19 protein-coding genes are annotated in these 23,316 nt (G+C 29.9%); 8 read left to right on the top strand and 11 right to left on the bottom strand.

From position 1 onward, the window contains the following. Positions 1-16: 16 nt before the first annotated feature. Complete coding sequence (locus tag I6E17_RS02870) at positions 17-1,681, top strand: formate--tetrahydrofolate ligase (protein WP_235235440.1); 1,665 nt, start codon at positions 17-19, stop codon at positions 1,679-1,681. A 33-nt stretch (positions 1,682-1,714) separates the two neighbouring features. On the opposite strand, the gene I6E17_RS02875 is transcribed toward I6E17_RS02870, so the two are convergent. From I6E17_RS02875 to I6E17_RS02895, 5 genes are all read right to left on the bottom strand, one after another. Then, entirely contained in the window at positions 1,715-2,218 is a 504-nt protein-coding gene (locus I6E17_RS02875) for a transcription repressor NadR (RefSeq protein ID WP_176828924.1), read from the bottom strand. A 20-nt stretch (positions 2,219-2,238) separates the two neighbouring features. Continuing rightward, complete coding sequence (nadC, locus tag I6E17_RS02880; protein ID WP_235235442.1) at positions 2,239-3,090, bottom strand: carboxylating nicotinate-nucleotide diphosphorylase; 852 nt, start codon at positions 3,088-3,090, stop codon at positions 2,239-2,241. Position 3,091: 1 nt separating this feature from the next. After that, entirely contained in the window at positions 3,092-4,393 is a 1,302-nt protein-coding gene (locus tag I6E17_RS02885; RefSeq protein ID WP_235235444.1) for an L-aspartate oxidase, read from the bottom strand. Positions 4,394-4,405: 12 nt separating this feature from the next. Continuing rightward, positions 4,406-5,314: a quinolinate synthase NadA gene (gene nadA, locus I6E17_RS02890; RefSeq protein WP_235235446.1), complete on the bottom strand. Its 909-nt coding sequence runs from the start codon at positions 5,312-5,314 to the stop codon at positions 4,406-4,408. A gap of 204 nt (positions 5,315-5,518) precedes the next feature. Then, positions 5,519-6,316 carry an HAD family hydrolase gene (locus I6E17_RS02895; RefSeq protein ID WP_235235448.1) on the bottom strand — a complete coding sequence of 266 codons (798 nt, stop codon included), beginning with the start codon at positions 6,314-6,316 and terminating at the stop codon, positions 5,519-5,521. Between the two features lie 130 nt (positions 6,317-6,446). Here I6E17_RS02895 and I6E17_RS02900 point away from each other — a divergent pair, with 130 nt between their 5' ends. Next, positions 6,447-7,046, top strand: coding sequence for an HAD family hydrolase (locus I6E17_RS02900; protein ID WP_176828919.1), 600 nt, complete (start codon positions 6,447-6,449; stop codon positions 7,044-7,046). Between the two features lie 1,021 nt (positions 7,047-8,067). Then, complete coding sequence (locus I6E17_RS02905) at positions 8,068-9,246, top strand: DUF3798 domain-containing protein (protein ID WP_176828918.1); 1,179 nt, start codon at positions 8,068-8,070, stop codon at positions 9,244-9,246. 79 nt (positions 9,247-9,325) lie between these two features. Here the strand turns inward: I6E17_RS02905 and I6E17_RS02910 are convergent, their stop codons facing one another. Together I6E17_RS02910 and lgt are read right to left on the bottom strand one after the other, a co-directional pair. Continuing rightward, positions 9,326-9,733: an META domain-containing protein gene (locus tag I6E17_RS02910; RefSeq protein WP_235235451.1), complete on the bottom strand. Its 408-nt coding sequence runs from the start codon at positions 9,731-9,733 to the stop codon at positions 9,326-9,328. Between the two features lie 112 nt (positions 9,734-9,845). Next, positions 9,846-10,706, bottom strand: coding sequence for a prolipoprotein diacylglyceryl transferase (lgt, locus tag I6E17_RS02915; protein ID WP_235235453.1), 861 nt, complete (start codon positions 10,704-10,706; stop codon positions 9,846-9,848). Positions 10,707-11,104: 398 nt separating this feature from the next. On the opposite strand from lgt, the gene I6E17_RS02920 reads away from it, so the two are divergent. The 3 genes from I6E17_RS02920 (at position 11,105) to panF (ending at position 14,100) form a co-directional block, all read left to right on the top strand. Further along, positions 11,105-12,313, top strand: a complete 1,209-nt coding sequence (locus I6E17_RS02920; RefSeq protein ID WP_176828915.1) for an FprA family A-type flavoprotein — start codon at positions 11,105-11,107, stop codon at positions 12,311-12,313. Positions 12,314-12,390: 77 nt separating this feature from the next. Continuing rightward, positions 12,391-12,636, top strand: coding sequence for a YhdT family protein (locus I6E17_RS02925; protein WP_235235455.1), 246 nt, complete (start codon positions 12,391-12,393; stop codon positions 12,634-12,636). A 15-nt stretch (positions 12,637-12,651) separates the two neighbouring features. Then, on the top strand, positions 12,652-14,100 hold the full coding sequence (gene panF, locus I6E17_RS02930; protein WP_176828913.1) for a sodium/pantothenate symporter: 1,449 nt from the start codon (positions 12,652-12,654) through the stop codon (positions 14,098-14,100). A 430-nt stretch (positions 14,101-14,530) separates the two neighbouring features. On the opposite strand, the gene I6E17_RS02935 is transcribed toward panF, so the two are convergent. The 4 genes from I6E17_RS02935 to I6E17_RS02950 all read right to left on the bottom strand — a co-directional run bounded on the left by I6E17_RS02935 (position 14,531) and on the right by I6E17_RS02950 (position 20,036). Further along, complete coding sequence (locus I6E17_RS02935) at positions 14,531-15,985, bottom strand: hypothetical protein (RefSeq protein ID WP_235235457.1); 1,455 nt, start codon at positions 15,983-15,985, stop codon at positions 14,531-14,533. Positions 15,986-16,001: 16 nt separating this feature from the next. After that, the gene (locus I6E17_RS02940) at positions 16,002-16,397 is read right to left on the bottom strand and encodes an acyl-CoA thioesterase (RefSeq protein ID WP_235235459.1); all 396 of its coding nucleotides are present in this window, start codon (positions 16,395-16,397) and stop codon (positions 16,002-16,004) included. A gap of 144 nt (positions 16,398-16,541) precedes the next feature. Continuing rightward, entirely contained in the window at positions 16,542-19,151 is a 2,610-nt protein-coding gene (ppdK, locus tag I6E17_RS02945; RefSeq protein ID WP_235235461.1) for a pyruvate, phosphate dikinase, read from the bottom strand. A gap of 66 nt (positions 19,152-19,217) precedes the next feature. Beyond that, positions 19,218-20,036, bottom strand: coding sequence for a pyruvate, water dikinase regulatory protein (locus tag I6E17_RS02950; protein WP_235235463.1), 819 nt, complete (start codon positions 20,034-20,036; stop codon positions 19,218-19,220). Positions 20,037-20,472: 436 nt separating this feature from the next. On the opposite strand from I6E17_RS02950, the gene nrdD reads away from it, so the two are divergent. Both nrdD and nrdG read left to right on the top strand, forming a co-directional pair. Then, positions 20,473-22,662, top strand: coding sequence for an anaerobic ribonucleoside-triphosphate reductase (gene nrdD, locus I6E17_RS02955; protein WP_235235469.1), 2,190 nt, complete (start codon positions 20,473-20,475; stop codon positions 22,660-22,662). A gap of 13 nt (positions 22,663-22,675) precedes the next feature. Next, the gene (nrdG, locus tag I6E17_RS02960) at positions 22,676-23,188 is read left to right on the top strand and encodes an anaerobic ribonucleoside-triphosphate reductase activating protein (protein ID WP_176828908.1); all 513 of its coding nucleotides are present in this window, start codon (positions 22,676-22,678) and stop codon (positions 23,186-23,188) included. The last annotated feature ends 128 nt before the right edge of the window (positions 23,189-23,316 follow it).

Genomic DNA, 23,316 nt, shown 5'->3' on the forward strand with positions numbered 1-23,316 from the left:
TTAAGGAGGATTTATTGTGAAAACAGATATTCAAATAGCTCAGGAAGCAAAACTTCTTCATATCAGTAAAATTGCAGAAAAATTAGGTCTTACTGAAGACGATTACGATCAGTATGGAAAATACAAAGCAAAACTTGACTTTAATCTTCTTCATAAACTTGAAAATAAGGAAGACGGAAAACTTATTCTTGTTACTGCTATCACACCTACTCCTGCTGGGGAAGGAAAATCTACTGTCAGTGTAGGTCTTACTCAGGCTCTTAACAGACTTGGATACAATTCTCTTGCAGCTCTTAGAGAACCTTCTCTTGGACCTGTATTTGGAATAAAAGGAGGAGCAACTGGTGGAGGATATTCTCAAGTTGTTCCAATGGAAGATATCAACCTTCATTTTACAGGAGATTTACATGCAATAGGAGTTGCTCACAACCTTATTTCAGCAGTAATAGATAATCATATAAAATTTGGAAATCAACTTAATATAGATATAACAAAAATTACATGGAAAAGAGTTCTTGACATGAACGACAGAAGCTTAAGACACACTGTAATCGGTCTTGGAGGTTCTGCAAGTGGAATTCCTAGAGAAAATTCTTTCCAAATAACAGTTGCCTCTGAAATAATGGCATCACTTTGTCTTGCTTCTTCTTTAAAAGACTTAAAAGAAAGAATAGCAAAAATTATTTTTGGTTATGATGTAACAGGAAAACCTCTTACTGTTGATGATTTAAAAATAACAGGTGCAGTTACAGCACTTTTAAAAGATGCTGTTAAACCAAACCTTGTACAAACACTTGAAAATACACCAGTTCTTATTCATGGAGGACCTTTTGCAAATATAGCTCATGGATGTAACTCACTTATAGCTACAAAACTTGCTCTTAAACTAGGAGATTATGTTGTTACAGAAGCTGGATTTGCTGCTGATCTTGGAGCTGAAAAATTCCTTGATATTAAATGCAGACAAGGAAATCTATCTCCAAAATGTGTTGTTATAGTTGCTACAGTAAGAGCGTTAAAACATCACGGTGGAGCAAAAGATTTATCAGTTGAAAACCTTGAAGCTCTTTCTAAAGGACTTGAAAACTTAGATAAACATATTGAAAATATGAAAAAATTCAATCTTCCTGTTGTAGTTGCTATGAATAGATTTTTAACTGACACAGATGCTGAATTTGATTTAATAAGAAACAGATGTAAAGAGCAGGGAGTTCCTGTTGCTTTATGTGATGTTTGGGCAAAAGGAGGAGAAGGAGGTATTGAACTTGCAAAACTTGTTGTTGATACAGTTGATAATAACAAAGAAGAATATAAACCTCTTTACAGTTTAGATTTAACTCCTGCTCAGAAAATAGAAACAATAGTTAAGGAAATTTATGGAGGAGATGGAGTTGTATTCTCTGCTGCTGCAAAGAAAACTTTAGGAGTTATTGAGAAAAATGGTTATAACAATCTTCCTATCTGTGTTTCAAAAACTCAGAAATCTCTTTCAGATAATGCAAATCTTCTAGGAAGACCTAGTGGATTTACTGTTACAATAAATGAAATTAAAATAGCTGCTGGAGCTGGATTTATTATAGCTATGGCAGGAGATATTATTGATATGCCAGGACTTCCAAAAGTTCCTGCTGCTGAAATGATAGATATTGATGAATTTGGAAAAATAACAGGATTATTCTAATATAAAAGGACTGCTTTTGCAGTCCTTTTTAAATTATCTTATATATTTTTTTTCTTTCAGTTCTTTTTCTATAAGATTAAGAGTTTCTTCACTGTCAGCTTCTACAGTGTGAAAATGTTTTCCAAAAGTTAAATTTTTTAAAGGAGTGGAAGCTCCATTCTTTATTTTTTCTAAAAATTCTTTTACTTTTCTTCTAGAATTTATATTTAATTCTGCATGAAGATTTCCATATACTTCATGTTTTATAAAAACATCTGCAACAGTTCCTCCTAAATCAACAACAGTATTAAGTTCTTCTTCCATTTGCTCGTCAGTGTGAACAACAGAAAAAACTCTGCTGAAAACTTTATTTCCCTGCAAAATATATCCTCTTGTAGTGGAATAAATTTCGTGATTTTCTGCACGAAGAAGAGCTATATCCTGAACTATTATCTGTCTGCTCACATTATATTTTTTTGCAAGCTCAGTACCAGAAATAGGAGTTTCAGCTTTTCTTATTGTATTTAAGATTTCTATTCGTCTTTCTTTTCCTGTCATAATTTCCTCTTTATTAAAATTTATAATACACGAAGATTTTTTAAAGAGACATCAAGTATAGGGGCTGAGTGAGTTAAAGCACCACTGGAAATATAATCTACACCTGTTTCTATAACATTTTTTATATTTTCTTTTGTTATATTTCCTGAGCATTCTGTAACAGCTTTTCCCTTTGCCATTTTTACAGCTTCTTTCATCATTTCAGGAGTCATATTATCAAGCATTATAATATCTGCTCCAGCTTCAAGAGCCTCTTTCATCATTTGAAGATTTTCTACTTCAACTTCTATTTTTCTTACAAAAGGAGCATATTCCTTTGCCATTTTAATGGCATTTTTAACTCCTCCTGCAGCACCTATGTGATTATCTTTTAAAAGAATTCCATCTGAAAGATTGTAACGATGGTTATTTCCTCCTCCTATTTTAACTGCATATTTTTCAAAAATACGCATATTAGGAGTTGTTTTTCTTGTGTCAAGAAGTTTTATATTACTTCCTTCCAATAATTTTACCACATTATTTGTATATGTGGCAATACCACTCATTCTTTGTAAAAAATTTAAGGCAGTTCTTTCTCCAGAAAGAATAACTCTTATATCCCCAGTAACTTCAGCAAGAATTTCTCTTTTTTTAACAAAATCTCCATCTTTTGCATAAAACTTTACTTCTGTCTTTTCATCTATAAGATGAAATGTTCTTTCAAATACAGGAAGACCTGCAATAATTCCATCTTGCTTACAGATAAGTTGTGCAGTTCCTTTTTTATATTCTCTCATAACAGAATTTGTTGTGATATCTTCACTTGAAATATCTTCTTTAAGAGCCATAAGAATAAGATGATCCATATTCATTTTCATTGTTATTTTATCCATATTATTCATTCTCCTTTAAAGCTCTGTCTTTTTCTATTTCTTTTAAGATTATATCTTTATATTCTTCAAAAAGTTTTTCAGTATCTTTATATTTTTCTAAATCAACTTTTATACTAGAAATGTTAAAATCTTTATTTTCTTTACTGCATATATGTTTTGCTGCTATTTCTCCAAAAACAAGGCTTTCTAAAAGAGAGTTGCTTGCAAGACGGTTTGCTCCGTGAACACCGTTACAGCTTGTTTCTCCAGCAGCATAAAGGTTTTCCATGGAAGTCATGCTGTTTTCATCAACATCTATTCCTCCCATAAAGTAATGCTGAGCAGGAACTACAGGAATACATTCTTTTTCAGGATTATATCCCTCTTCTATACATTTTTTTACAATATTTGGGAATCTTTTTTTAATATCAATTCCTTCTTCTATAATAGGTCTCATATCAAGCCATACATGGTTTGTGTTGTCTTTTTTCATTTGAGCTAAAATCTTTTCTGTTAATTTATCTCTTGGGATAAGTTCGTCAGTAAATCTTTCATAGTTTTTATCATAAAGAAGAGCTCCCTCTCCTCTTACAGATTCAGAAACAAGAAATCTTCTTCCTTTTTTCAGAGAATAAAGAGTTGTTGGGTGTATTTGAATATAACTTACATCTTTTAGTTTTACTCCATTTTTTTCTGCTATTGCAAGAGCATCTCCTGTAAGATGAGGAAAGTTTGTAGAATTTTCATAAATTCCTCCAAGTCCTCCTGTGGCAAGAATAACATTATCTGAAAAAACTGGAGTTATATCCTGAGATTCTTCTTTTATAATTAAACCATAGCATTTGTTGTTGTTTGTTATAAGATCTATCATTGTTGTTTTTTCTTTAATTTCTATATTTTTTCTTTCTTTAACAGCAGCTAAAAGTTTTTCAGTTATTTCTTGTCCTGTTATATCATCGTGATATAAAATACGAGGTTTAGAATGTGCTCCTTCACGAGTGTAAAGAAGAGTGCCATTTTCTTTTGCAAAATCAACATTAAAGTCTAAAAGTTGATTTATAACATCTCTTGAAGAATTAATCATAAGTTCAACAGAAGATTTTTTATTTTTATAATGTCCTGCTTTCATAGTATCTTCAAAGAAACTATCAAAATCATTTTCATCTCTTAATACACAGATTCCCCCTTGTGCAAGAAAAGAGTCACTTTCTTCAAGTTCTCCTTTTGTTATCATAAGAACTTTCATATTTTCAGGAAGATGAAGTGCAGCAAAACATCCTGCTACTCCTGTTCCAGCTATTATAACATCATATCTTTTTTCCATAATTCCCCCAAATTATTTAGCCATTTTTAACATATTTTCTAAAGGTTTATTTGCTTCTTTTATTAATTCTTTTTTCAGATGAACCTGAGGTTCATTTGTTTCAAGAGCTTTTATAATTTTATCCAGTGTTATTTTTTTCATGCCTATGCATTTAAAATTTTCTTTAGGAAGATAAAATTTCTTATTAGGATTTTTTTCTTTTAATTCGTATATAACCCCTTCTTCAGTACAGATTATAAATTCCTGTGCAAGGCTTTCTGAAGCATATTTTATAATTCCAGAAGTACTTCCTATATAATCAGCCATTTCAACTATTTCTTTTTGACATTCTGGATGTACAAGAATTTCTGCTTCAGGATATTTTTCTTTTGTATTTTTAACTTCATCTATAGTAACAGAATTATGAATATAGCAATGTCCATTATTAAAAATGAAGTTTTTATCAGGGACTTTTGTTGAAACATAATGTGCCAGATTTTTATCAGGTATAAAAAATATATTTTTATTAGGAAGATTTTTTACTATTTTTAAAGCATTTGCAGAGGTAACACATACATCTGAATGAGCTTTAAGTTCTGCTGTAGAGTTTACATAACATACAACAGCTACATCTTCATATTTTTCTCTTACTTCTTTTATTTTTTCAACAGATGCCATGTGTGCCATAGGACAGTCAGCCTCTGAATCAGGAAGAAGAACTATTTTGTCAGGATTAAGAAGTTTTACACTTTCTCCCATAAAAGATACTCCACACATAACAATTATTTTTTCTTTTACATCTCTTGCTTTTTCACTTAAGAAATATGAATCTCCTACATAGTCTGCAGCTCTTTGAACATCGTCATCAGTATAATAATGAGCAAGTATAACAGCATTTTTTTCTTTTTTCAGCTGAGCTAGCAGATTTAACTTATTTTCCATCTTTCACCTCTGTAATTTCAATTATATTTACAACTGTCTTGTCAGTAGATAGTATACACAATTAAAAGATTTTTTTCAAGGTTTAGAATTTTTTAAAATAAAAAAAAGACTGTTGTAAATCTATAAAAATAAAATTTTATTTTTATAAATTAGAAAATTCAACAGCCTCTTTTTTAGAAAACTATATTAATTTTTTAGATGTCACTATTCTATATTTCCTTCTAAAACATATTTTTTTATACTTTTTACAACACCACTGTCGTTATTGTCTCCTCCATTGTATGCAGCTATTTTTTTAAGTTCAGGGTGTGCATTTTCCATAGCAAAATTGTATTTCCCTTGCTGCATTAATTCCCAGTCATTTAAATAATCTCCAAATACCATAGTTTCTTCTTTTGTTATTCCTAATTTTTCTTGCAGAACACTAAGTCCGATTCCTTTATTTGAGTCTTTGTGTGTTATATCTATCCATATAAATCCCGAAACAGCTACTTTAAAATCTTTGTTATATTTTTCTAAAAATGGATAAGAATTTTTTTCTGCTCCAGTTAAATCACAAATTGTAATTTTAAGAGGTTCATCTTCAACCTTTGTTATATCTTCAACTATTTCATAAGCTGTATAATATTTTTCAACTTCTTTTATAAATTCAGGAATATTTTTTTCAAGGTAAGCCTTTTTCTTTCCACAGAAAATAACATTTGCAGTAGGAATTTTCCTTGAAGCTTCTATAAGTTCTAATGCATCTTTTCTTTCAAGGCATTTTGAATAAAGTTCTTTTCCATCTTCAACTATATAAGATCCGTTTTCTGCAAGGATTATAAGCCCTTCTTTTATTCTTTTAAAATATTCGTAAATATTAAAATATTGTCTTCCACTTGCTGGGACAAAATATATTCCTTTTTCTTTTAATTTATAAAAGGTATCCCAAAAGTCATCGTGAAGTTTTTTGTTGTCATCAAGCAGTGTTCCATCCATGTCTGATACTATTAATTTTATCATTTCCTATTCTCCTTAAACTTATTTCTACATTATTTTAATATTTTTTTTTAAATATTGGAAGAGGGAGTCTGCTTTTATTTTTCTTTTAAATGATGTATAATAAAAAAAACAGAGAAAAGAGGTTTTCAGAATGGTTAAAAATATTGTTTTTGATTTAGGAAATGTACTTATAAAATTTAAGCCTGAAGAATTTACAGAAAAAAATATATCTGAAAAATATAGGGAAGATTTTTATAGAATTGTTTTTAAAGGTCAAGAATGGGCTGATTTAGACAGGGGAGTTCTGGAATATGATGAAGCTGTAAAGATTTTTTCAGAGAAGCTTCCTCAGTGTGCAGAGGGAATAAAAAAGCTTTTTGATAATTATATTCTTGATGTTTTAGAGCCTATTGAAGAAAATATTGAAATTATGAAATCTTTAAAATCTAAGTATAAATTATATATTCTTTCAAATTTTCATTATCCTGCATTTGACTATATATTTAAAAACTGGGAATTTTTTAAATATTTTGATGGAAAGACAGTATCAGGGCATTGTAAACTTTTAAAGCCCGAAAGAAAAATATATGAGCGTTTATGTTTAGATAATGTTTTAGAGCCTTGTGAAACAATTTTTATAGATGATACAAAAATTAATATTGAAGCTGCTGAAGACTTTGGAATAAAAGGAATTCATCTTTCTTCTCCTGAATTATTAAAAGAAAAATTGAAAGAAAATAATATTATATAAAGACAATTAAAAAGGGTTATCTGCTAATATTTTTACTTAACAGATAACCCTTTAACTCATTTCATCCAGGCGGAATCACCTTCTTTCTTCGGAAACTTTTGTCCTTGCTTTTATCTATTTATATTGTTTTTTCTTATACCTTCTATCTATATTAATTTTTATTTAATTATATATTAATCTTTATTAATATATATTAATATTTTTTAATCTCTCCTATCTTCCAGCTTATTTTTATTATTTCCTGTGCTGATTAAAACTCTTCCGAAGTTTTGAAATCAAGCCACCAAATAATTTATACACTGTTTGCTCTCATATACATGAAAAGGTTAAATCTTATTTGAATTAATATTATGCCTCATTTCCGATAATAGAGATGTTGCTTTTTGTTACTATAATTACTTCTAAAATAGAATTTTTTAAATTTGCATTTTTAATATTAATTTTAATTAATATCTAATACTGATTTATTTAATTTTCTTTTTTTAAGAAGCATAAGTTACAATTATTAATTCTTAAATATATTTTTCCTCATTAGAGATAGTAATCTTCCGGATTATTTCTCTTATCTCATTGTTATGGATTTCATAGAATTGATTTATTTTTTTGAAGTATAAGAATCGTCTGAAAAGAACTTTTTATTAAGTTACTTTTCTATATTTAGATTTTCAAGGGACTCTCCTCCTTCAAGGATTTTTTTGTTGTCTAGACATTTATAACTTCCTTGTACTATATTAATACCCCATGATTTTCACTTTGTCAATAGATTTTTTAAAACTTTTTTAATTTTTTGCTTCTATATATATTTAATATTTTTATTTTAAAAAGATTAAAGCGATAAAAATATTTTAGAAAATTAAAAATTTTTAATTTAAAACGAAAAAAATAAGAGATAATTTTTTTGTAAAATATATAGAAATAATTTATAAGATATAAAAAGATTATGGTTATTAAATTTGCATTTATAAAGCATAAAGTGTATAATTATAATAACATTTGATTAAAATATGGGAGGGCAGAATTAATGAAAAAATTTTTGATTGGAATTTTTATGAGTGTTTTATCAGTTTTTGCTTTTGCTGAAGCAGATTATCACATTGGTATTGTAACAGGAACAGTATCTCAGTCTGAAGATGCTGCCAGAGGAGCAGAAGCAGCCTTAGCAAAATATGGTGCTGCTGAAAAAGGAGGAAAAATAGTTCATGTAACATATCCTGATAACTTTATGCAGGAAATGGAGACTACTATTTCTCAAATAGCTTCACTTGCTGATGATCCTAAAATGAAAGCAGTAATTATGGGAGAGGGAGTTCCAGGAACTGTTGAAGCTTACAGAAGAATAAGAGAAAAAAGACCTGATATCCTTCTTTTAACAAACTCTTCACATGAAGATCCTGAAATGATAGCAGAGGCAGCAGATTTAGCATTAGAAACAGATATTGTTGCAAGAGGACACCTTATTGTTTTAGCTGCAAAACAACTTGGAGCAGATAAATTTATGCACATATCTTTCCCAAGACATCTAAGCTATGAAATCATTTCAAGAAGAAGAAATATAATGAAAGAAACAGCAAAAGATTTAGGAATGGAATTTATAGATATGGCTGCACCAGATCCAGTAAGTGATGTTGGTGTTGCAGGAGCTCAGCAGTTCATTCTTGAACAAGTTCCTAACTGGCTTGATAAATATGGAAAGAATACAGCTTTCTTTGCTACAAACAATTCTCACACAGAACCTCTTTTAAAAAGAATTGCTGAAAAAGGTGGATATTTTATAGAAGCAGATTTACCTTCTCCTACAATGGGATATCCTGGAGCTCTTGGAATTAAATTTGATGATTCTGAAAAAGGAAACTGGCCTGCAATTCTTAAAAAAGTAGAAAAATCAGTTATTGATGCTAATGGATCTGGAAGAATGGGAACATGGGCTTACTCTTACAGCTTTACTGGTGTTCTTTCTTTAACTGATCATGCTATGAATGTAATAGAAGGAAAATGTGATATCCTTGATTTTGATGCTTTCATAGAAACTTTAAAAGCTAACACACCTGGAGCAGGATGGAACGGAAGTTACTATGTAGGTGTTGATGGTGTTGAAAAAGAAAATTATTTAATGATTTATCAAGATACTTATATTTTAGGAAAAGGATATCTTCATATGACTGACATAGAAGTTCCTGAAAAATATTTTGAAATCAAGTAATAATATTTATATTAAATAGAAATTAAAAAGGCAGAAAATTTTTCTGCCTTTTATTATACATAAATTTATTTTAAGCTATTTATTTTTTTAATTCAGGTTTTTCAGCTTGTTTGAATATAAGTTGTTGTCCAGAAGATGTTGTAAGGATAAGTGTATCCTTTTGAAGTTGATATTTTTCAACTTTTTCTAAAGCTGAAACATATTCAAATTCTTTTTCCATAGCTTCTCTTGGTCCTGCCATTAAAGTGCTTCCTACATGAGAAAGTTTTATATTTTCTCCAGAAACAGTGTATTTACCAAAGTAATTATTTACTCCAGAGAATCCAAAGAAGTTTTCTTCAGCAAAGTTAATTGTTATTTTAACTTCCTTAGTAGATGTTGTAAGTACATATTCTTTTCCTACAAGTGTGTCAGAAGTTTTTGAAGCAAGACCAGAACATCCTGCAAAAGCAAAAATCATAAGTAAACCAAGTAAAAATTTTTTCATATTTCTTCTATCCTCCTGTTTTTTATTTTGTTCTGTTAAATTATTACTTAACGACTTAATTATAGCAGATTTATTAAAAAAAATGAAGCTTATTAACGGTTTTAAACAGAAATTAATTTTTTCTGTTAATAATTTTAATAATCACTGCTGAAATTACTATTAATATTATACTAATTAAATGTGGCGCTCTTAAGGCAAAAAACATTAAATCTTCTGCTCTGAAAAAACTTACAAAAATTCTTATTATACTATATATTATAATGTAAGAACACCAAACTGTTCCATCTGCATATTTTTTATTTTTAAGATAAAACCATATAAAAAGAAATCCTATAAAATTAAGAACAAGTTCATAAAGCATAGCAGGGTGAAGAGCTAAATTTGGAAACTCATTTCCTGCTGGAGATCCTGAAGGGAAAACTATTCCCCATGGAACTTTATTTTTAAAGTTCATTTGTTCTGAAATTGGAAGAGAAAGATAATATGAATACCACTCATAAAATTTTGGTTTTAAAGTAAAAATAACTTTAAATGGAGTGAAAACAGGGACACCATAAATTTCTCCATTCATAAGATTTCCTATTCTTCCTATAGCTTGTCCTAAAAGAAGAGGGGCAGCAGCAATATCTCCTAAAAGAAGAGGATTTATTTTTTTAACAGCACCATAGATGCATGTTCCTATAATTCCTCCTAAGATTCCTCCGTGAATTGCCATTCCTCCTTTCCATACAGCTATAATATCAGCTGGATAGTTAAGATAATAGTCTAAATTGAAAAGAACATAGTAAAGTCTTCCCCCTATAAGCCCTGAAATCATTGCAACAAAAGCATAGTTTTCAACAGTTTCAGGAGAAATTCCTCTTTGCTTTCCATATCTTTTTCCTAGTTCTATCCCAAGAACAAAAGATATTGCATACATAAGTCCATAATAAGTAATTTTAATTTTCCCTATAGAAAAAAGTATTGGGTTCATTTTTTATCTCCTTAAAGTTTAGTGATAAGATTAATAGAAAAATCAAAATTTTTTTCGTAAAAATATTTCCTATTTATTTTGCTCGTTTCATTAAAAATGACAAACTCACTTTGTTCGGACAGTGTCATTTTTTAGGATTCAACTCGCTGCATAAATTACGGAAAAATTTTTAATCTGCAAAAATTTTGATTTTTTATTTTATATTAGATTATAACATTTTTAAAACTCTAAAGAAAATATAAAAAATTAACCATTTTCAGAGAAAATTTGGAGAAAATAAGGAAAAAATATAAAAAATTTGTTGTGTTAAAACTGAAAATAATATAAAATGAAAATAAATGATGTAAAGTTATCTGAAACAATTTTAAATTTAAATAAAGATTTGGAGGAAAAAAATTATGTATTGTTGCGCTGCAATAGGAAACGACATTTACTGGGTTGGAGTAAACGACAGAAAAACAGAAAGATTTGAAAACTATCTTCCTTTACCTTCTGGTGTTGCTTATAACTCATATCTTATTAACGATGAGAAAGTTTGTCTTATAGATACAGTAGAAGTAAGACAAAGTGGAACTTTCTTAAATAAAATTACTGCTATAATAGGTGAAAAGAAAATAGATTATTTAGTAGTAAACCATATGGAACCTGACCATTCTGGTTCAATGGAAGAAATCTTAAGAGCTTATCCTGAAATAACAGTAATAGGAAATGCTAAAACATTACAAATGATAAAAGCATTCTATCCTTCATTCCCTGAAGCTTCATTCAAAGCTATTAAAGAAGGAGATATTCTTGATTTAGGAAACCACAAATTAACTTTTGCTATGGTTCCAATGGTACACTGGCCAGAATCAATGGTAACTTATGACATTACAGAAAAAGTTCTTTTCTCAAACGATGCTTTCGGAAGTTTCGGAACTCTTGATGGAGGAATGTGGGACGACGAAGTAAACTTTGATTTCTACAAAGGAGAAATGAGAAGATATTACGCAAATATAGTTGGAAAATATGGAGTTCAAGTTACAAATGCAATTAAAAAACTTGGAGGACTTGAAATAAAATATATTTGCCCTTCTCACGGAATCTTATGGAGAAAAGATATAAACAGAGTTATAAAATACTATGCTGACTGGGCACAATTTATTCCTGAGAAAAAAGGTGTAGTTGTAATGTATGCTTCTATGTATGGAAATACAGAAGTTATGGCTAATATGATAGCAAGAGAACTTTCTCAGCATGGATTAAAAGAAATAAAAGTATATGATGTTTCTAAAACAGATTCATCATTTATTATGAGTGACATTTGGAAATATAAAGGACTTATCATCGGTTCTTGTGCTCACAACAATGCATTATATCCAAAAATGCAACCAATTCTAGATAAACTTCAAAACTATGGATTAAAAAATAGATATGTAGGTATCTTTGGAAACATGATGTGGAGTGGTGGAGGAGTAAGAGGAATACAACATTTCACAGACTCTTTAAGTGGACTTGAAGTTATAGCAAAACCAGTTGAAGCTAAAGGAGCTCCTACTCACGAAAATATAGAAGATCTAAGAAATCTTGCTAGAGAAATGGCTAAAAGAATTCTTGAAGAAATATAAAAGTTTATCACAGATTTAGTTTTTTATATATGCCGGTACTTAATATACCGGCATATTTTTACAATTCTGGAGGAGAGATGAAAAAAGAAAAACAAATAAATAAAGAAGCTCTGATAACAGTTGTTCTTTATCTATTTTATTTTGTATGGTGGTATTATTTTGCTTATGTTTATAAAGACAGTGAAAATGTAGCAGAGTTTAAATACATTTTAGGACTGCCTGAATGGTTTTTTTATTCATGTGTGCTTGGTCTTGTAGTTATAAACATATTGGTGTTTTTAGTAGTAAAGATATTTTTTAAAGATATGGATTTAGAGAAGTAGGAGGGCTGCAAAAAAATGCTAACATTAATACCTATTATTATATATCTGATGGCTATGCTTGGAATAGCTTACAAAGTTAATCAGATTAAACACAGTGAAAATGTAAACTTTACAGAGGAATACTACATAGGAAGCAGAAAAATGGGAGGACTTGTCTTAGCAATGACAATAATTGCCACTTATGTAGGGGCAAGTTCTTTTATAGGAGGGCCTGGAGTTGCTTATAAACTTGGACTTGGTTGGGTTCTTCTTGCTTGTATTCAAGTTCCTACTGCTTTTCTTACTCTTGGAATTCTTGGAAAAAAATTAGCTGTAATTTCAAGAAAAATAGGAGGAGTTACAATTATAGATCTTTTAAGAGCGAGATATAAAAGTGATATAGTTGTTATTTTAAGTTCTGTTACTATGCTTATATTTTTTATAGGTTCAATAGTGGCTCAGTTTGTAGGTGGAGGAAGACTTTTTGAAAGTGTTACAGGATATCCTTATTATATAGGGCTTACAATTTTTGCAGTAGTTGTAATTGCTTATACTACTTTTGGAGGTTTCAGAGCTGTTGCCTTAACTGATGCTGTTCAAGGACTTGTAATGCTTGCAGCAACAGGGGTGCTTTTCTTTGTTATCCTTCAAAAAGGTGGAGGAATGGAAAACATTATGAGAAAAGTAGCTGAAGTTAATCCTGATCTTTTAACTCCTTCATCAGGTGGAAATATAGGAAAATCATTTATTATGTCTTTCTGGGTTCTTGTAGGAATTGGAATTTTAGGACTTCCTGCAACAGCTGTAAGATGTATGGGATTTAAGGATACAAAAGCTATGCATAGAGCAATGGTAATAGGAACTTCTGTTGTTGGAATACTTATGCTGGGAATGCACCTTGTGGGAGTTATGGGAGTGGCTGTAGAACCAGGAATAGATGTAGGAGATAAAATTATTCCTATTTTAGCTCTTAAAAATCTTCATCCAGTTCTTGCAGGAATATTTATAGGAGGACCTCTTGCTGCTATAATGTCAACAGTGGATTCTTTCCTTATTCTTACTTCTGCTACTATTGTAAAAGATTTATATCTTCATTATGTAGATAAAAATGCAAGCACAGAGAAAATAAAAAAATTATCTCTTATGACATCTTTAGGATTTGGAATACTTGTGTTCGTATTGGCACTTAATCCACCTAATCTTCTTGTATGGATAAATCTTTTTGCACTTGCAGGTCAGGAAGCAGCTTTCTTCTGTCCTATTATTTTTGGAATATACTGGAAAAGAGCAAATGCAACAGGAGCTATTGCTTCTATGGTTTTTGGAGTAATAAGCTATCTTTACTTTGTAATATGTAAAGTTGATGTTTATGGAATGCATACAATAGTACCTGCTATTGTTATTGCAATTATTGTTTTTGTTGTCGGATCTTTAGCAGGAGAAAAAACAGACGACGAGACATTAAAAATCTTTTTTGATATTTAATTTTGTATAATTTAATAAAAAACTAAATCTTGATAATAAAAGGCAGATATAATTTCTGCCTTTTTTACTTTTTTGATAAAAAACCAGTCTGAAACACTTATCAGACTGGCTTTATTATTTTTCAAATACCTCAACACTTAAAATCATCATATTAAAAAATGATAAATTAGATTTTATTCTTATCTCTAAAGAGTTATCTATGTTTTCAGGAATAAAAACCTTTATATTTTTATATTCCTCAACATTATAAAAAATATCTTTATTTATTTCTTCTTCACTTTTTATAAATTCGCCCCGAATTATGTCAACACATCCAGCTCAGCCAAATTTATTCATTTCTTTTTTTAGAACGATTCCGCAAAAGCCTCTATTCTCAGCAAAATTTAGAACTTTATCACTTATAAGAACCATAATTCTCCTTTTATAATAATTATTTTTTTCTTTTTAATTTAAAAATGTACAGAGCTTCAATAACAGCAATGATAGCAAAAATAATTGCTGCAAAGGAAGATTTTGTATTTTTTATTTCATTTTTATTTTTTACAGCTGTGTTTTCAAAAGTCTGAACTTCAGATTTACCTTCTTTTTCATCTGAAATAATGAAATTATTTTCATATTTATTTTCTTCATATACAGAAGTAAAATCCTCTTTTTCATAGTCAGTTTCATAAAACTCTTCATCACTCATAATGTTTACTGAGTCTGATGAAATTATAAATTCATCATATTCTCTTTCAACAGGGTTAAAATATGGTATTTTTATCTGAGGAGGTTTAAGATCTCCTGAATGTTTTGGTATAAAGATTATAACATACTTTTTTTCTGCTGAATAAACATGATCTAAAACATGTTCATCAAACATTATTATATTTTCTTTTATTCTGAAATTATCGTCATCTGAATACACAATTTTTTCTAATTTATCTAGATTTACAGTTCCAAAAAGTTTCAGTCTTAAAACAAGAACCTTTTTATCTTTTATAGTTTCTTCAGACCATTTATAATTTCCTTTAAGTTTTCCTACAACTCCTTGAAAATTTTCAGGTTTATTTTCTTCTGGAAGAGGAAGAACATTTATTCCTATCTCTTTAAATCCTAGATATACAGGATTTTTTTCTTTATCATCATCAGTTGTTTCAGTGATGCTTATTCCTCCTGTTTTAATAAGTTTTTGTCCAGCAGAAACAGGTTCAAGTATACTTCTGAAAAGAACAAGCTCAATTTGCTCTTTCCCATTAACAGTTACTCTTTTTGGGATAGCAAAACCTCTTCCATCTCTTGGAGTGACATTTTTTATAGAAAATCCATTAAATACAGGTGTAGAAACATAACTGTAATTGCTTATAGATTTTTTTATTATAACTTTTTCTACAAAAGGAATTTTTTCTCCATAATAGTAATCTCTTTTGTAGTTTGTTGTTTCAAGAATAAATTTTTCTTCTCCACTTTCTTTTCTTTCTTTTGAAATGTTTAAAGTTATACGATTTGAAACAGTTCCACTTTTAGATTTTACAATAAGTGAGACAATTCCTTCTAACTGAGGAGAAAGAGTATAAATATCAGATTTTGAATATTTTACTTTTTTTCCATCTGTGGTGTTATAGTTTGAACGGCTTCCCATAGACATTATTTTAAAATTATCTATACCTTCTATTTCGTATTCAGATTTTGTTTCATTTAAAAATTCAATAGTAAGTATGATATTTTGTTTTACAGCAGGATTACTGTCATCAACGCCTATTTTAATTTCCGAAAGAGATGTTATACTAATTATAAGAAATATAAGAACCTTAAAAATTTTTTTCATTGCCTTAACCTTCCCATCAAAAACAAGTTTTAATATATTTTTTTTAGACGATGCTGTATACCTGATAGTTGTTTTCATATATTTTCCTGTTTGCTTATTTTTCAAGTTTTTCCAAAAATTCCTTTGGAATTCTTGCTATTTTTTTCTTTTCATAATCAAATACAGCCATTTTCGTCATACCTTTTATAACTATATCGTTATTTTTGTTTAAAATTTCATATTCTATATTGAAAGTTATTCTTTCAGGTTGTACATTTACTATTCTGCAAAGAAGTGTCTCTCCCAAAAAAACTTCTTTTAAATAATAAACATGTGATTCCAGTTGTATAAGCCCTTTTCCTTCAATATTTGCTTCATCATAACCAATGGAATTAAGCCATTCCATTCTTGTTTGTTGGAAAATGATAAGTGCTCGTTCATTTCCCATGTGACCGCCATAGTTAATGTCGGAAACTATTACTTTATAATCTGTTTCATAAAGATTTTTCATTATGTTCCTCTCTTCTGTTTTTGGTTAAAATTATAAGTATTTAATAATAATACTATTGTTATTATACCATTCATTTAAGAAAAATACAAAAAAAGAAGAGAGACAGAAGTCTCTCCTCTTAAAAGGGATTATTTAGGCAAATATCTATTTTCCTTGTTTAATTTTACCTTGTGCAGCAGCTATTTTAGCTATAAGTATTCTGTATGGAGAACATGATACATAGTTAAGTCCTAAAGAGTTACAGAATTCAACGCTACGAGGTTCTCCTCCATGTTCACCACAGATTCCAAGTTTAATATCAGGTCTTGTTTTTCTTCCTTTTTCAATAGCCATTTTCATAAGCTGACCTACACCATTTTTATCAATGCTTATAAATGGATCTTTTTCAAATACATTTTTATCAACATATTCTTTTATAAATTTACCTGCGTCATCTCTTGAGAATCCAAAAGTAATCTGAGTAAGGTCATTAGTTCCGAAACTGAAGAATTCAGCTTCTTCAGCTATTTCATCAGCAGTTAAACAAGCACGAGGAACTTCAATCATTGTACCAACTTTATATTCAAGTCTTGTTTTCTTTTTAGCAAATATTTCTTCAATAGCAGCTGTTATTTTTTCTTTTACATATTTAAGTTCATTCTTTTCAACAACAAGAGGAATCATGATTTCTGGTTTAACATCTATTCCTTGTTCTTTTACTTCAATGGCAGCTTCTATAATTGCTCTTGCCTGCATTTCATAAATTTCAGGATAAGTTATAGCAAGTCTGCATCCTCTGTGTCCAAGCATAGGGTTAACTTCATGAAGATAAGCTATTCTTTCTTGAATTACATTGAAAGGCTTTCTCATAAGTTCTGCAAGTTTTTTCTGATCAGCTTCTCCTTTAGGAAGGAATTCGTGTAAAGGAGGATCAAGAAGTCTTACAGTTACAGGTTTTCCTTTCATAAGTTCAAATATATCATGGAAGTCTTTTTTCTGGAATGGATATATTTTTGCAAGAGCTCTGTCTCTTTCAAGTCTTGAATTAGAAACTATCATTTCTCTTACAGCCCATATTCTTTCTTCACCGAAGAACATATGTTCAGTTCTGCAAAGTCCTATTCCTTCTGCTCCAAATTTTAATCCTGCAGCACAGTCTCTAGGAGTGTCTGCATTCATTCTTACTCCAAGATCTCTTATTTCATCAACCCAGCTGATAAATTTTTCAAATGCACCAGTAAGTTCAATTTCTGTTTTAGGAACTTCTCCCATATAAACTTTACCACTAGAACCATCAAGAGATATAAATTCTCCTTGTTTTATAACAACTCCTCTTGATTCAAGTTCTTTCTTTTCTTCATTTATTGTAAGTTCACTGCATCCACATACACAGCATTTTCCCATTCCTCTTGCAACAACAGCAGCATGGGAAGTCATTCCTCCACGAACAGTTAAGATACCATCAGCAATGTTCATTCCTTCAATATCTTCAGGGGAAGTTTCAACTCTTACAAGTATTCCTCCACCATTTTCTTTTATAGATTTACAGTCAAAGAATACTTTTCCTGATGCTGCACCTGGAGATGCTGCAAGTCCTTCTCCAATTTCTTTAGCCTCTTTTATACCTTCTTTTGAGAATGTTTTGTGAAGAAGCTGATCTATACTCTTAGGATCTATTCTAAGAATAGCTTCTTCTTTTGTGATAAGTCCTTCTTCAACCATATCAACAGCAATGTTTATAGCAGCTTTTGAAGTTCTTTTTCCATTTCTTGTCTGAAGCATATAGAATTTTCCTCTTTCAATAGTAAATTCCATATCCTGCATATCTTTGTAGTGTTTTTCAAGAGTATGGCAGATATTTACAAACTGATTAAACATATCTGGCATTTCTTCAGCAAGCTTATCTATACTTTCAGGAGTTCTTATTCCTGCAACAACATCTTCCCCTTGTGCATTCATTAAGTATTCACCGAAAATTTTATTTTCCCCAGTAGAAGGATTTCTTGTAAATGCAACTCCTGTTCCAGAATTTGTTCCCATATTACCGAAAACCATAGACTGAACATTTACAGCAGTTCCAGGAAGTCCTGTGATTTCATTAAGTTCTCTGTATATTATAGCTCTTGGATTGTTCCAAGAATTAAATACTGCTTTAACAGCACTTATAAGCTGTTCCATAGGATCTGAATAGAAATCTTCTCCTGTTTCTTCAGCATATAAATCTTTAAATTGTTTAGTTATAAGTTTTAAATCTTCTACATCTAAATCAAGATCGCTTGTTATTCCTTTTGATTCTTTTACTTTATCCATAATAATGTCAAATTTATATTTTGGCACTTCTTTAACAACATCACCAAACATTTGAATAAATCTTCTGTATGAGTCCCATGCAAGTCTTGGGTTATTAGTGATAGCTGCAAGAGATTCAACAGTTATATCATTAAGTCCAAGGTTAAGAATAGTATCCATCATTCCAGGCATTGATACAGCAGCTCCTGATCTTACAGATACAAGAAGAGGATTTTCTCCATGTCCGAAAGTCTTTCCAGTTTTTTCTTCCAGTTTTTTAATACTTTCGCAGATTTCATCTCTTAGTTCGTCCCATATTTTTTTATCTTGATTATAGAACTCGCTGCACGCTTCAGTTGTGATAGTAAATCCTGTTGGAACAGGAAGACCTATATGTGTCATTTCAGCTAGGTTAGCTCCTTTTCCTCCAAGAAGATCTTTCATGTCCTTATTACCTTCGTCAAATAAGTAAATAAATTTTTTCATAACAAATGCCTCCTTCGTGTTATTCACTGGAATGTATATAATTTCTAAAATTTTACACTATGTTTTTTATAAAAGTTCTTGTTCTTTCATTATCTCTACTATAACCTGAGCTGTTTCTTCAATAGCTTTCTGTGAAACATCTATTACAGGACAGCCAAGTTTTTTCATAATTTTTTCTGCATAGTCAAGTTCTTCTATTATTCTTGAAAGGGAAGAATAGGTTGAACCATTTCTAAGACCTATGCATCTTACTCTTTCTGTTCTTATTTTGTTAAGCATTTCAATAGAATTAGTAAGTCCTATTATTTTTTTCTTAGGAATTTCAAATAATTCTTTAGGAGGCTCAACTTCTGGTACAAGTGGTATATTAAGAACCTTTAAGTACATTTTATTTGCTATATAGATGCTAAGAGGTGTTTTTGAAGTTCTTGAAATTCCTACAAGAACAAGGTCTGCTTCGTGAAGCATATGCTGATCTTTACCGTCGTCATATTTAACAGCGAACTCAATGGCTTCAATTCTTCCGAAATACTTTTCATCCATTACTCTATATGCTCCTGATTTTCTTTTAGGCTCTTCTCCAGTCTGTGCCTGCAGTGCTGATAAAAGAGGGCTTAAAAGGTCAGAATAATTAATTTTGTTTTCTGCACAAAATTCTTTTATTCTTTTTACAACATCAACATTTACAAGAGTAAAAAGAATGAATGAATTTGAATAATCTTTAATTTTTTTCAGTTCTCTTTCAAGAGCACTAACAGTAGAAACCTTTATATGCCTTACAATATTATACTTTTCTATATCAAATTGACTAAGAGCACATCTTAATACTTGTTCCCCTGATTCTCCAAATGAGTCTGAAAAAATATGTACAGTTAATCTATTCATAAAAACTTCCCTCCATAAATTTTTCAAACGAAAAAGTAAATTTCTAAAGTAATCTTACACCATCTTAAAAAAAATTGCAAATAAATATTAAAAATTAATCAAAAAAAGAGTAAAAATTAATCAAAACATAAAAAAATAAAATTTATACTTGTATTTTTGTATGAGATTTTCTTATATGTATTTTTCGGAAAATCTTCTTTATTCCCTTTAAAATTTTATTTTTTTCTGTTAAAAAAATTTTTTCTAAAACAGATTATTCATTTCCAATATATAGTGTGTCAACCACTTTTTCTTAACTCTTAAATGAGATAAAATCTGCTTGCAATTTTCTGGAAAAAATACTAATATGTAGTAGTTGTTTTTTAACATGAACACAAGATATTGTGTTCTTATTTTATCTTAAAACATGGATTGCTTATTTAAGGAGAGGACTATGATTGAGAGAGTTATAAAAAGAGACGGGGATATTGTTCCCTTTAAAAGAGAGAGAATAGAAAGAGCTATTACTCTTGCTGCAGGTCAAAGTGAAAGACCTATGGAGGAAGAGACAATTAAAAGAATAGCTTTACAAATTGAAAATCTTGATACTAAAGAACTTGGTGTTGAAGATATTCAAGACCTTGTAGTAAAAAAACTTATGGCGACTTCAAGAAAAGATATAGCTATGTTGTATCAAGGATACAGAGCTGTAATGGCAGATAAAAGAGCTAAAGAAAAAAATATATATAAACAAATTAATGAATTAATAGATGCAACAGATAAAGATCAGATGAATGAAAATGCAAATAAGGATTCTAAAACAATATCTGTTCAAAGAGACCTTCTTGCAGGAATTTCTTCAAAAGATTATTATCTTAACAAAATTCTTCCAAAACATTTAAAGGCTGCTCATGAGTTAGGTGAAATACATATTCACGACCTTGACTACCTTCTTTTCAGAGAAACAAACTGTGAACTTGTTGATGTGGCAAGAATGCTTAAGGGAGGATGTAAGATAGGAAATGCTAAAATGCTTGAACCTAATTCTGTTGATGTAGCAGTAGGGCATATAGTTCAAATCATCGCTTCAGTTTCTTCTAATACTTATGGAGGATGTTCTATCCCTTACTTAGATAAAGTTTTAGTTCCTTATATTATAAAGAGCTTTAAAAAGCATTTTAAAAAGGGACTTAAATATGTAGAAAGAATGAATGATGAAGCTGTTGAAAAAGTAATGGAAGAAGGAAATATAGAATATTCAAATTCATCTTTAAAAGAAAGATTTCCTCTTGCATTTGATTATGCAGCAGATATGACAGAAGAATCAGTTAAACAAGCTATGCAAGGACTTGAATATGAGATTAACTCTCTTTCAACTGTAAATGGTCAAACTCCTTTTACAACTATAGGAATAGGAACTGAAACTTCATGGGAAGGAAGATTAGTTCAGAAATATGTATTAAAAACAAGAATGGACGGATTTGGAGCTAAAAAAGAAACAGCAATATTCCCTAAAATAGTTTATGCAACTTGTGAAGGGCTTAACTTCAATCCAGAAGATCCTAACTGGGATATATCACAGATGGCTTTCAGCTGTATGACTAAATCTATTTATCCAGATATTCTTTTTGTTACTAAAGAGCAAGTTGAAAAAGGAACAGTTGTATATCCTATGGGTTGCAGAGCCTTCCTTTCACCATGGTATGACAAAGATGGAAAAGAAATTTATTCAGGAAGATTTAACTTTGGTGCAACATCAATCAACCTTCCAAGAATTGCAATAAAAAATAAAGGAGACGAAGCAGGTTTCTATAAAGAACTTGACAGAATCCTTGAACTTTGTAAAGAAAATTCAGTTTTCAGAGCTAAATATCTTGAAAATACTCAGGCAGAAATTGCACCTATCATTTGGGAAGAGGGAGCTCTTGCAGAAAAAGATCCTAAAGATACAATAAAAGACCTTATTTATGGAGGATACTCAACAGTATCAATAGGATATATAGGTCTTAGTGAAGTTTCTCAATTAGTATATGGAAAAGATTTCTCACAAGACGAAGAAGTTTATGAAAAAACATTTAAAATCTTAAAACATATGGCTGATAAAGTGGCTGAGTTTAAAAAAGAAACTAATCTTGGATTTGCTCTTTACGGAACTCCAAGTGAATCACTTTGCAACAGATTCTGTAAAATAGATAAAGAAGAATTTGGAATAATTCCTATGATTACAGACAAAGGATATTATGATAACTCATTCCATGTTTCTTCTCATATAAAAATAAATCCATTTGAAAAACTTAGAATGGAAGCTCCTGGACATAAATATTCTTGGGGAGGACATATAAGTTATATAGAGACAGACTCTTTAAAAAATAATCTTGAGGCTGTTTATGAAATATTAAAATATGCAAAATCTGTAGGAATTCACTATATGGGAATAAATCAGCCTGTAGATAAATGCCATAAATGTGGATTTTCAGGAGAATTTCTTGCAACAGAAGAAGGATTTACTTGTCCTAACTGTGGAAACCATGACAGTACACAGATGAATGTTATAAGAAGAGTGTGTGGATATTTAAGTCAGCCAGATGCAAGACCATTTAACAGTGGAAAACAAAAAGAGGTTATAGCAAGAGTAAAACATATGTAGGAGATGTTACAAAATGAACTATTCAGATATTAAATTTACTGATATGATAAATGGAAAAGGTATAAGGGTTACTCTTTTTGTAAGTGGGTGCTCTCATAGATGTAAAGGTTGTTTTAATAAAGAAACATGGGACAGTGAATATGGAGTTCCTTTTACAGAGGATATTCAGGAAAATATTCTTGAATATTTTGAAAGATTTGATTCTGCAATGAGAGGGTTATCACTTCTTGGAGGAGATCCTACATATTACAAAAATGTAGAGCCTTTAAAAGAATTCTGCCAAGAATTTAAAAAGCGTTTTCCTAAAAAAGATATCTGGATATGGTCAGGATTTACATGGGAACAAATAGCTGCTGATCCAAAAAAATATGAGCTTCTTAAACAATGTGATGTGCTTATAGATGGTAAATTTACAGAAGAACTTAAAGATGTAAATTTAAAATGGAGAGGAAGTTCAAATCAGAGAGTTATTGATATTCAAGCTACAATAAAAAATAATAATCAAGTAGTTCTTTATGAAAATTAAGAAATAAATTAAAAACGGGCTGTTGTAAATCTATAAAAATAAAATTTTATCTTGTGAAAATATTTTTTATTTATATTGTTCGTTTCACTAAAAATGACAAACTCACTTCGTTCAGACAGTGTCATTTT

Source organism: Fusobacterium perfoetens, from assembly GCF_021531595.1.
GTDB lineage: Bacteria > Fusobacteriota > Fusobacteriia > Fusobacteriales > Fusobacteriaceae > Fusobacterium_B.

Bases quoted from the DNA above. Each gene is read 5' to 3' on its own strand.
- nadA (WP_235235446.1), bottom strand. From the start codon at position 5,314: ATGGAAAATAAGTTAAATCTGCTAGCTCAGCTGAAAAAAGAAAAAAAT.
- I6E17_RS02900 (WP_176828919.1), top strand. From the start codon at position 6,447: ATGGTTAAAAATATTGTTTTTGATTTAGGAAATGTACTTATAAAATTT.
- ppdK (WP_235235461.1), bottom strand. From the start codon at position 19,151: ATGAAAAAATTTATTTACTTATTTGACGAAGGTAATAAGGACATGAAA.
- I6E17_RS02905 (WP_176828918.1), top strand. From the start codon at position 8,068: ATGAAAAAATTTTTGATTGGAATTTTTATGAGTGTTTTATCAGTTTTT.
- I6E17_RS02940 (WP_235235459.1), bottom strand. From the start codon at position 16,397: ATGAAAAATCTTTATGAAACAGATTATAAAGTAATAGTTTCCGACATT.
- nadC (WP_235235442.1), bottom strand. From the start codon at position 3,090: ATGGATAAAATAACAATGAAAATGAATATGGATCATCTTATTCTTATG.
- I6E17_RS02910 (WP_235235451.1), bottom strand. From the start codon at position 9,733: ATGAAAAAATTTTTACTTGGTTTACTTATGATTTTTGCTTTTGCAGGA.
- I6E17_RS02885 (WP_235235444.1), bottom strand. From the start codon at position 4,393: ATGGAAAAAAGATATGATGTTATAATAGCTGGAACAGGAGTAGCAGGA.
- nrdG (WP_176828908.1), top strand. From the start codon at position 22,676: ATGAACTATTCAGATATTAAATTTACTGATATGATAAATGGAAAAGGT.
- I6E17_RS02935 (WP_235235457.1), bottom strand. From the start codon at position 15,985: ATGAAAACAACTATCAGGTATACAGCATCGTCTAAAAAAAATATATTA.
- I6E17_RS02895 (WP_235235448.1), bottom strand. From the start codon at position 6,316: ATGATAAAATTAATAGTATCAGACATGGATGGAACACTGCTTGATGAC.
- I6E17_RS02925 (WP_235235455.1), top strand. From the start codon at position 12,391: ATGAAAAAAGAAAAACAAATAAATAAAGAAGCTCTGATAACAGTTGTT.
- I6E17_RS02875 (WP_176828924.1), bottom strand. From the start codon at position 2,218: ATGACAGGAAAAGAAAGACGAATAGAAATCTTAAATACAATAAGAAAA.
- lgt (WP_235235453.1), bottom strand. From the start codon at position 10,706: ATGAACCCAATACTTTTTTCTATAGGGAAAATTAAAATTACTTATTAT.
- panF (WP_176828913.1), top strand. From the start codon at position 12,652: ATGCTAACATTAATACCTATTATTATATATCTGATGGCTATGCTTGGA.
- I6E17_RS02950 (WP_235235463.1), bottom strand. From the start codon at position 20,036: ATGAATAGATTAACTGTACATATTTTTTCAGACTCATTTGGAGAATCA.
- I6E17_RS02920 (WP_176828915.1), top strand. From the start codon at position 11,105: ATGTATTGTTGCGCTGCAATAGGAAACGACATTTACTGGGTTGGAGTA.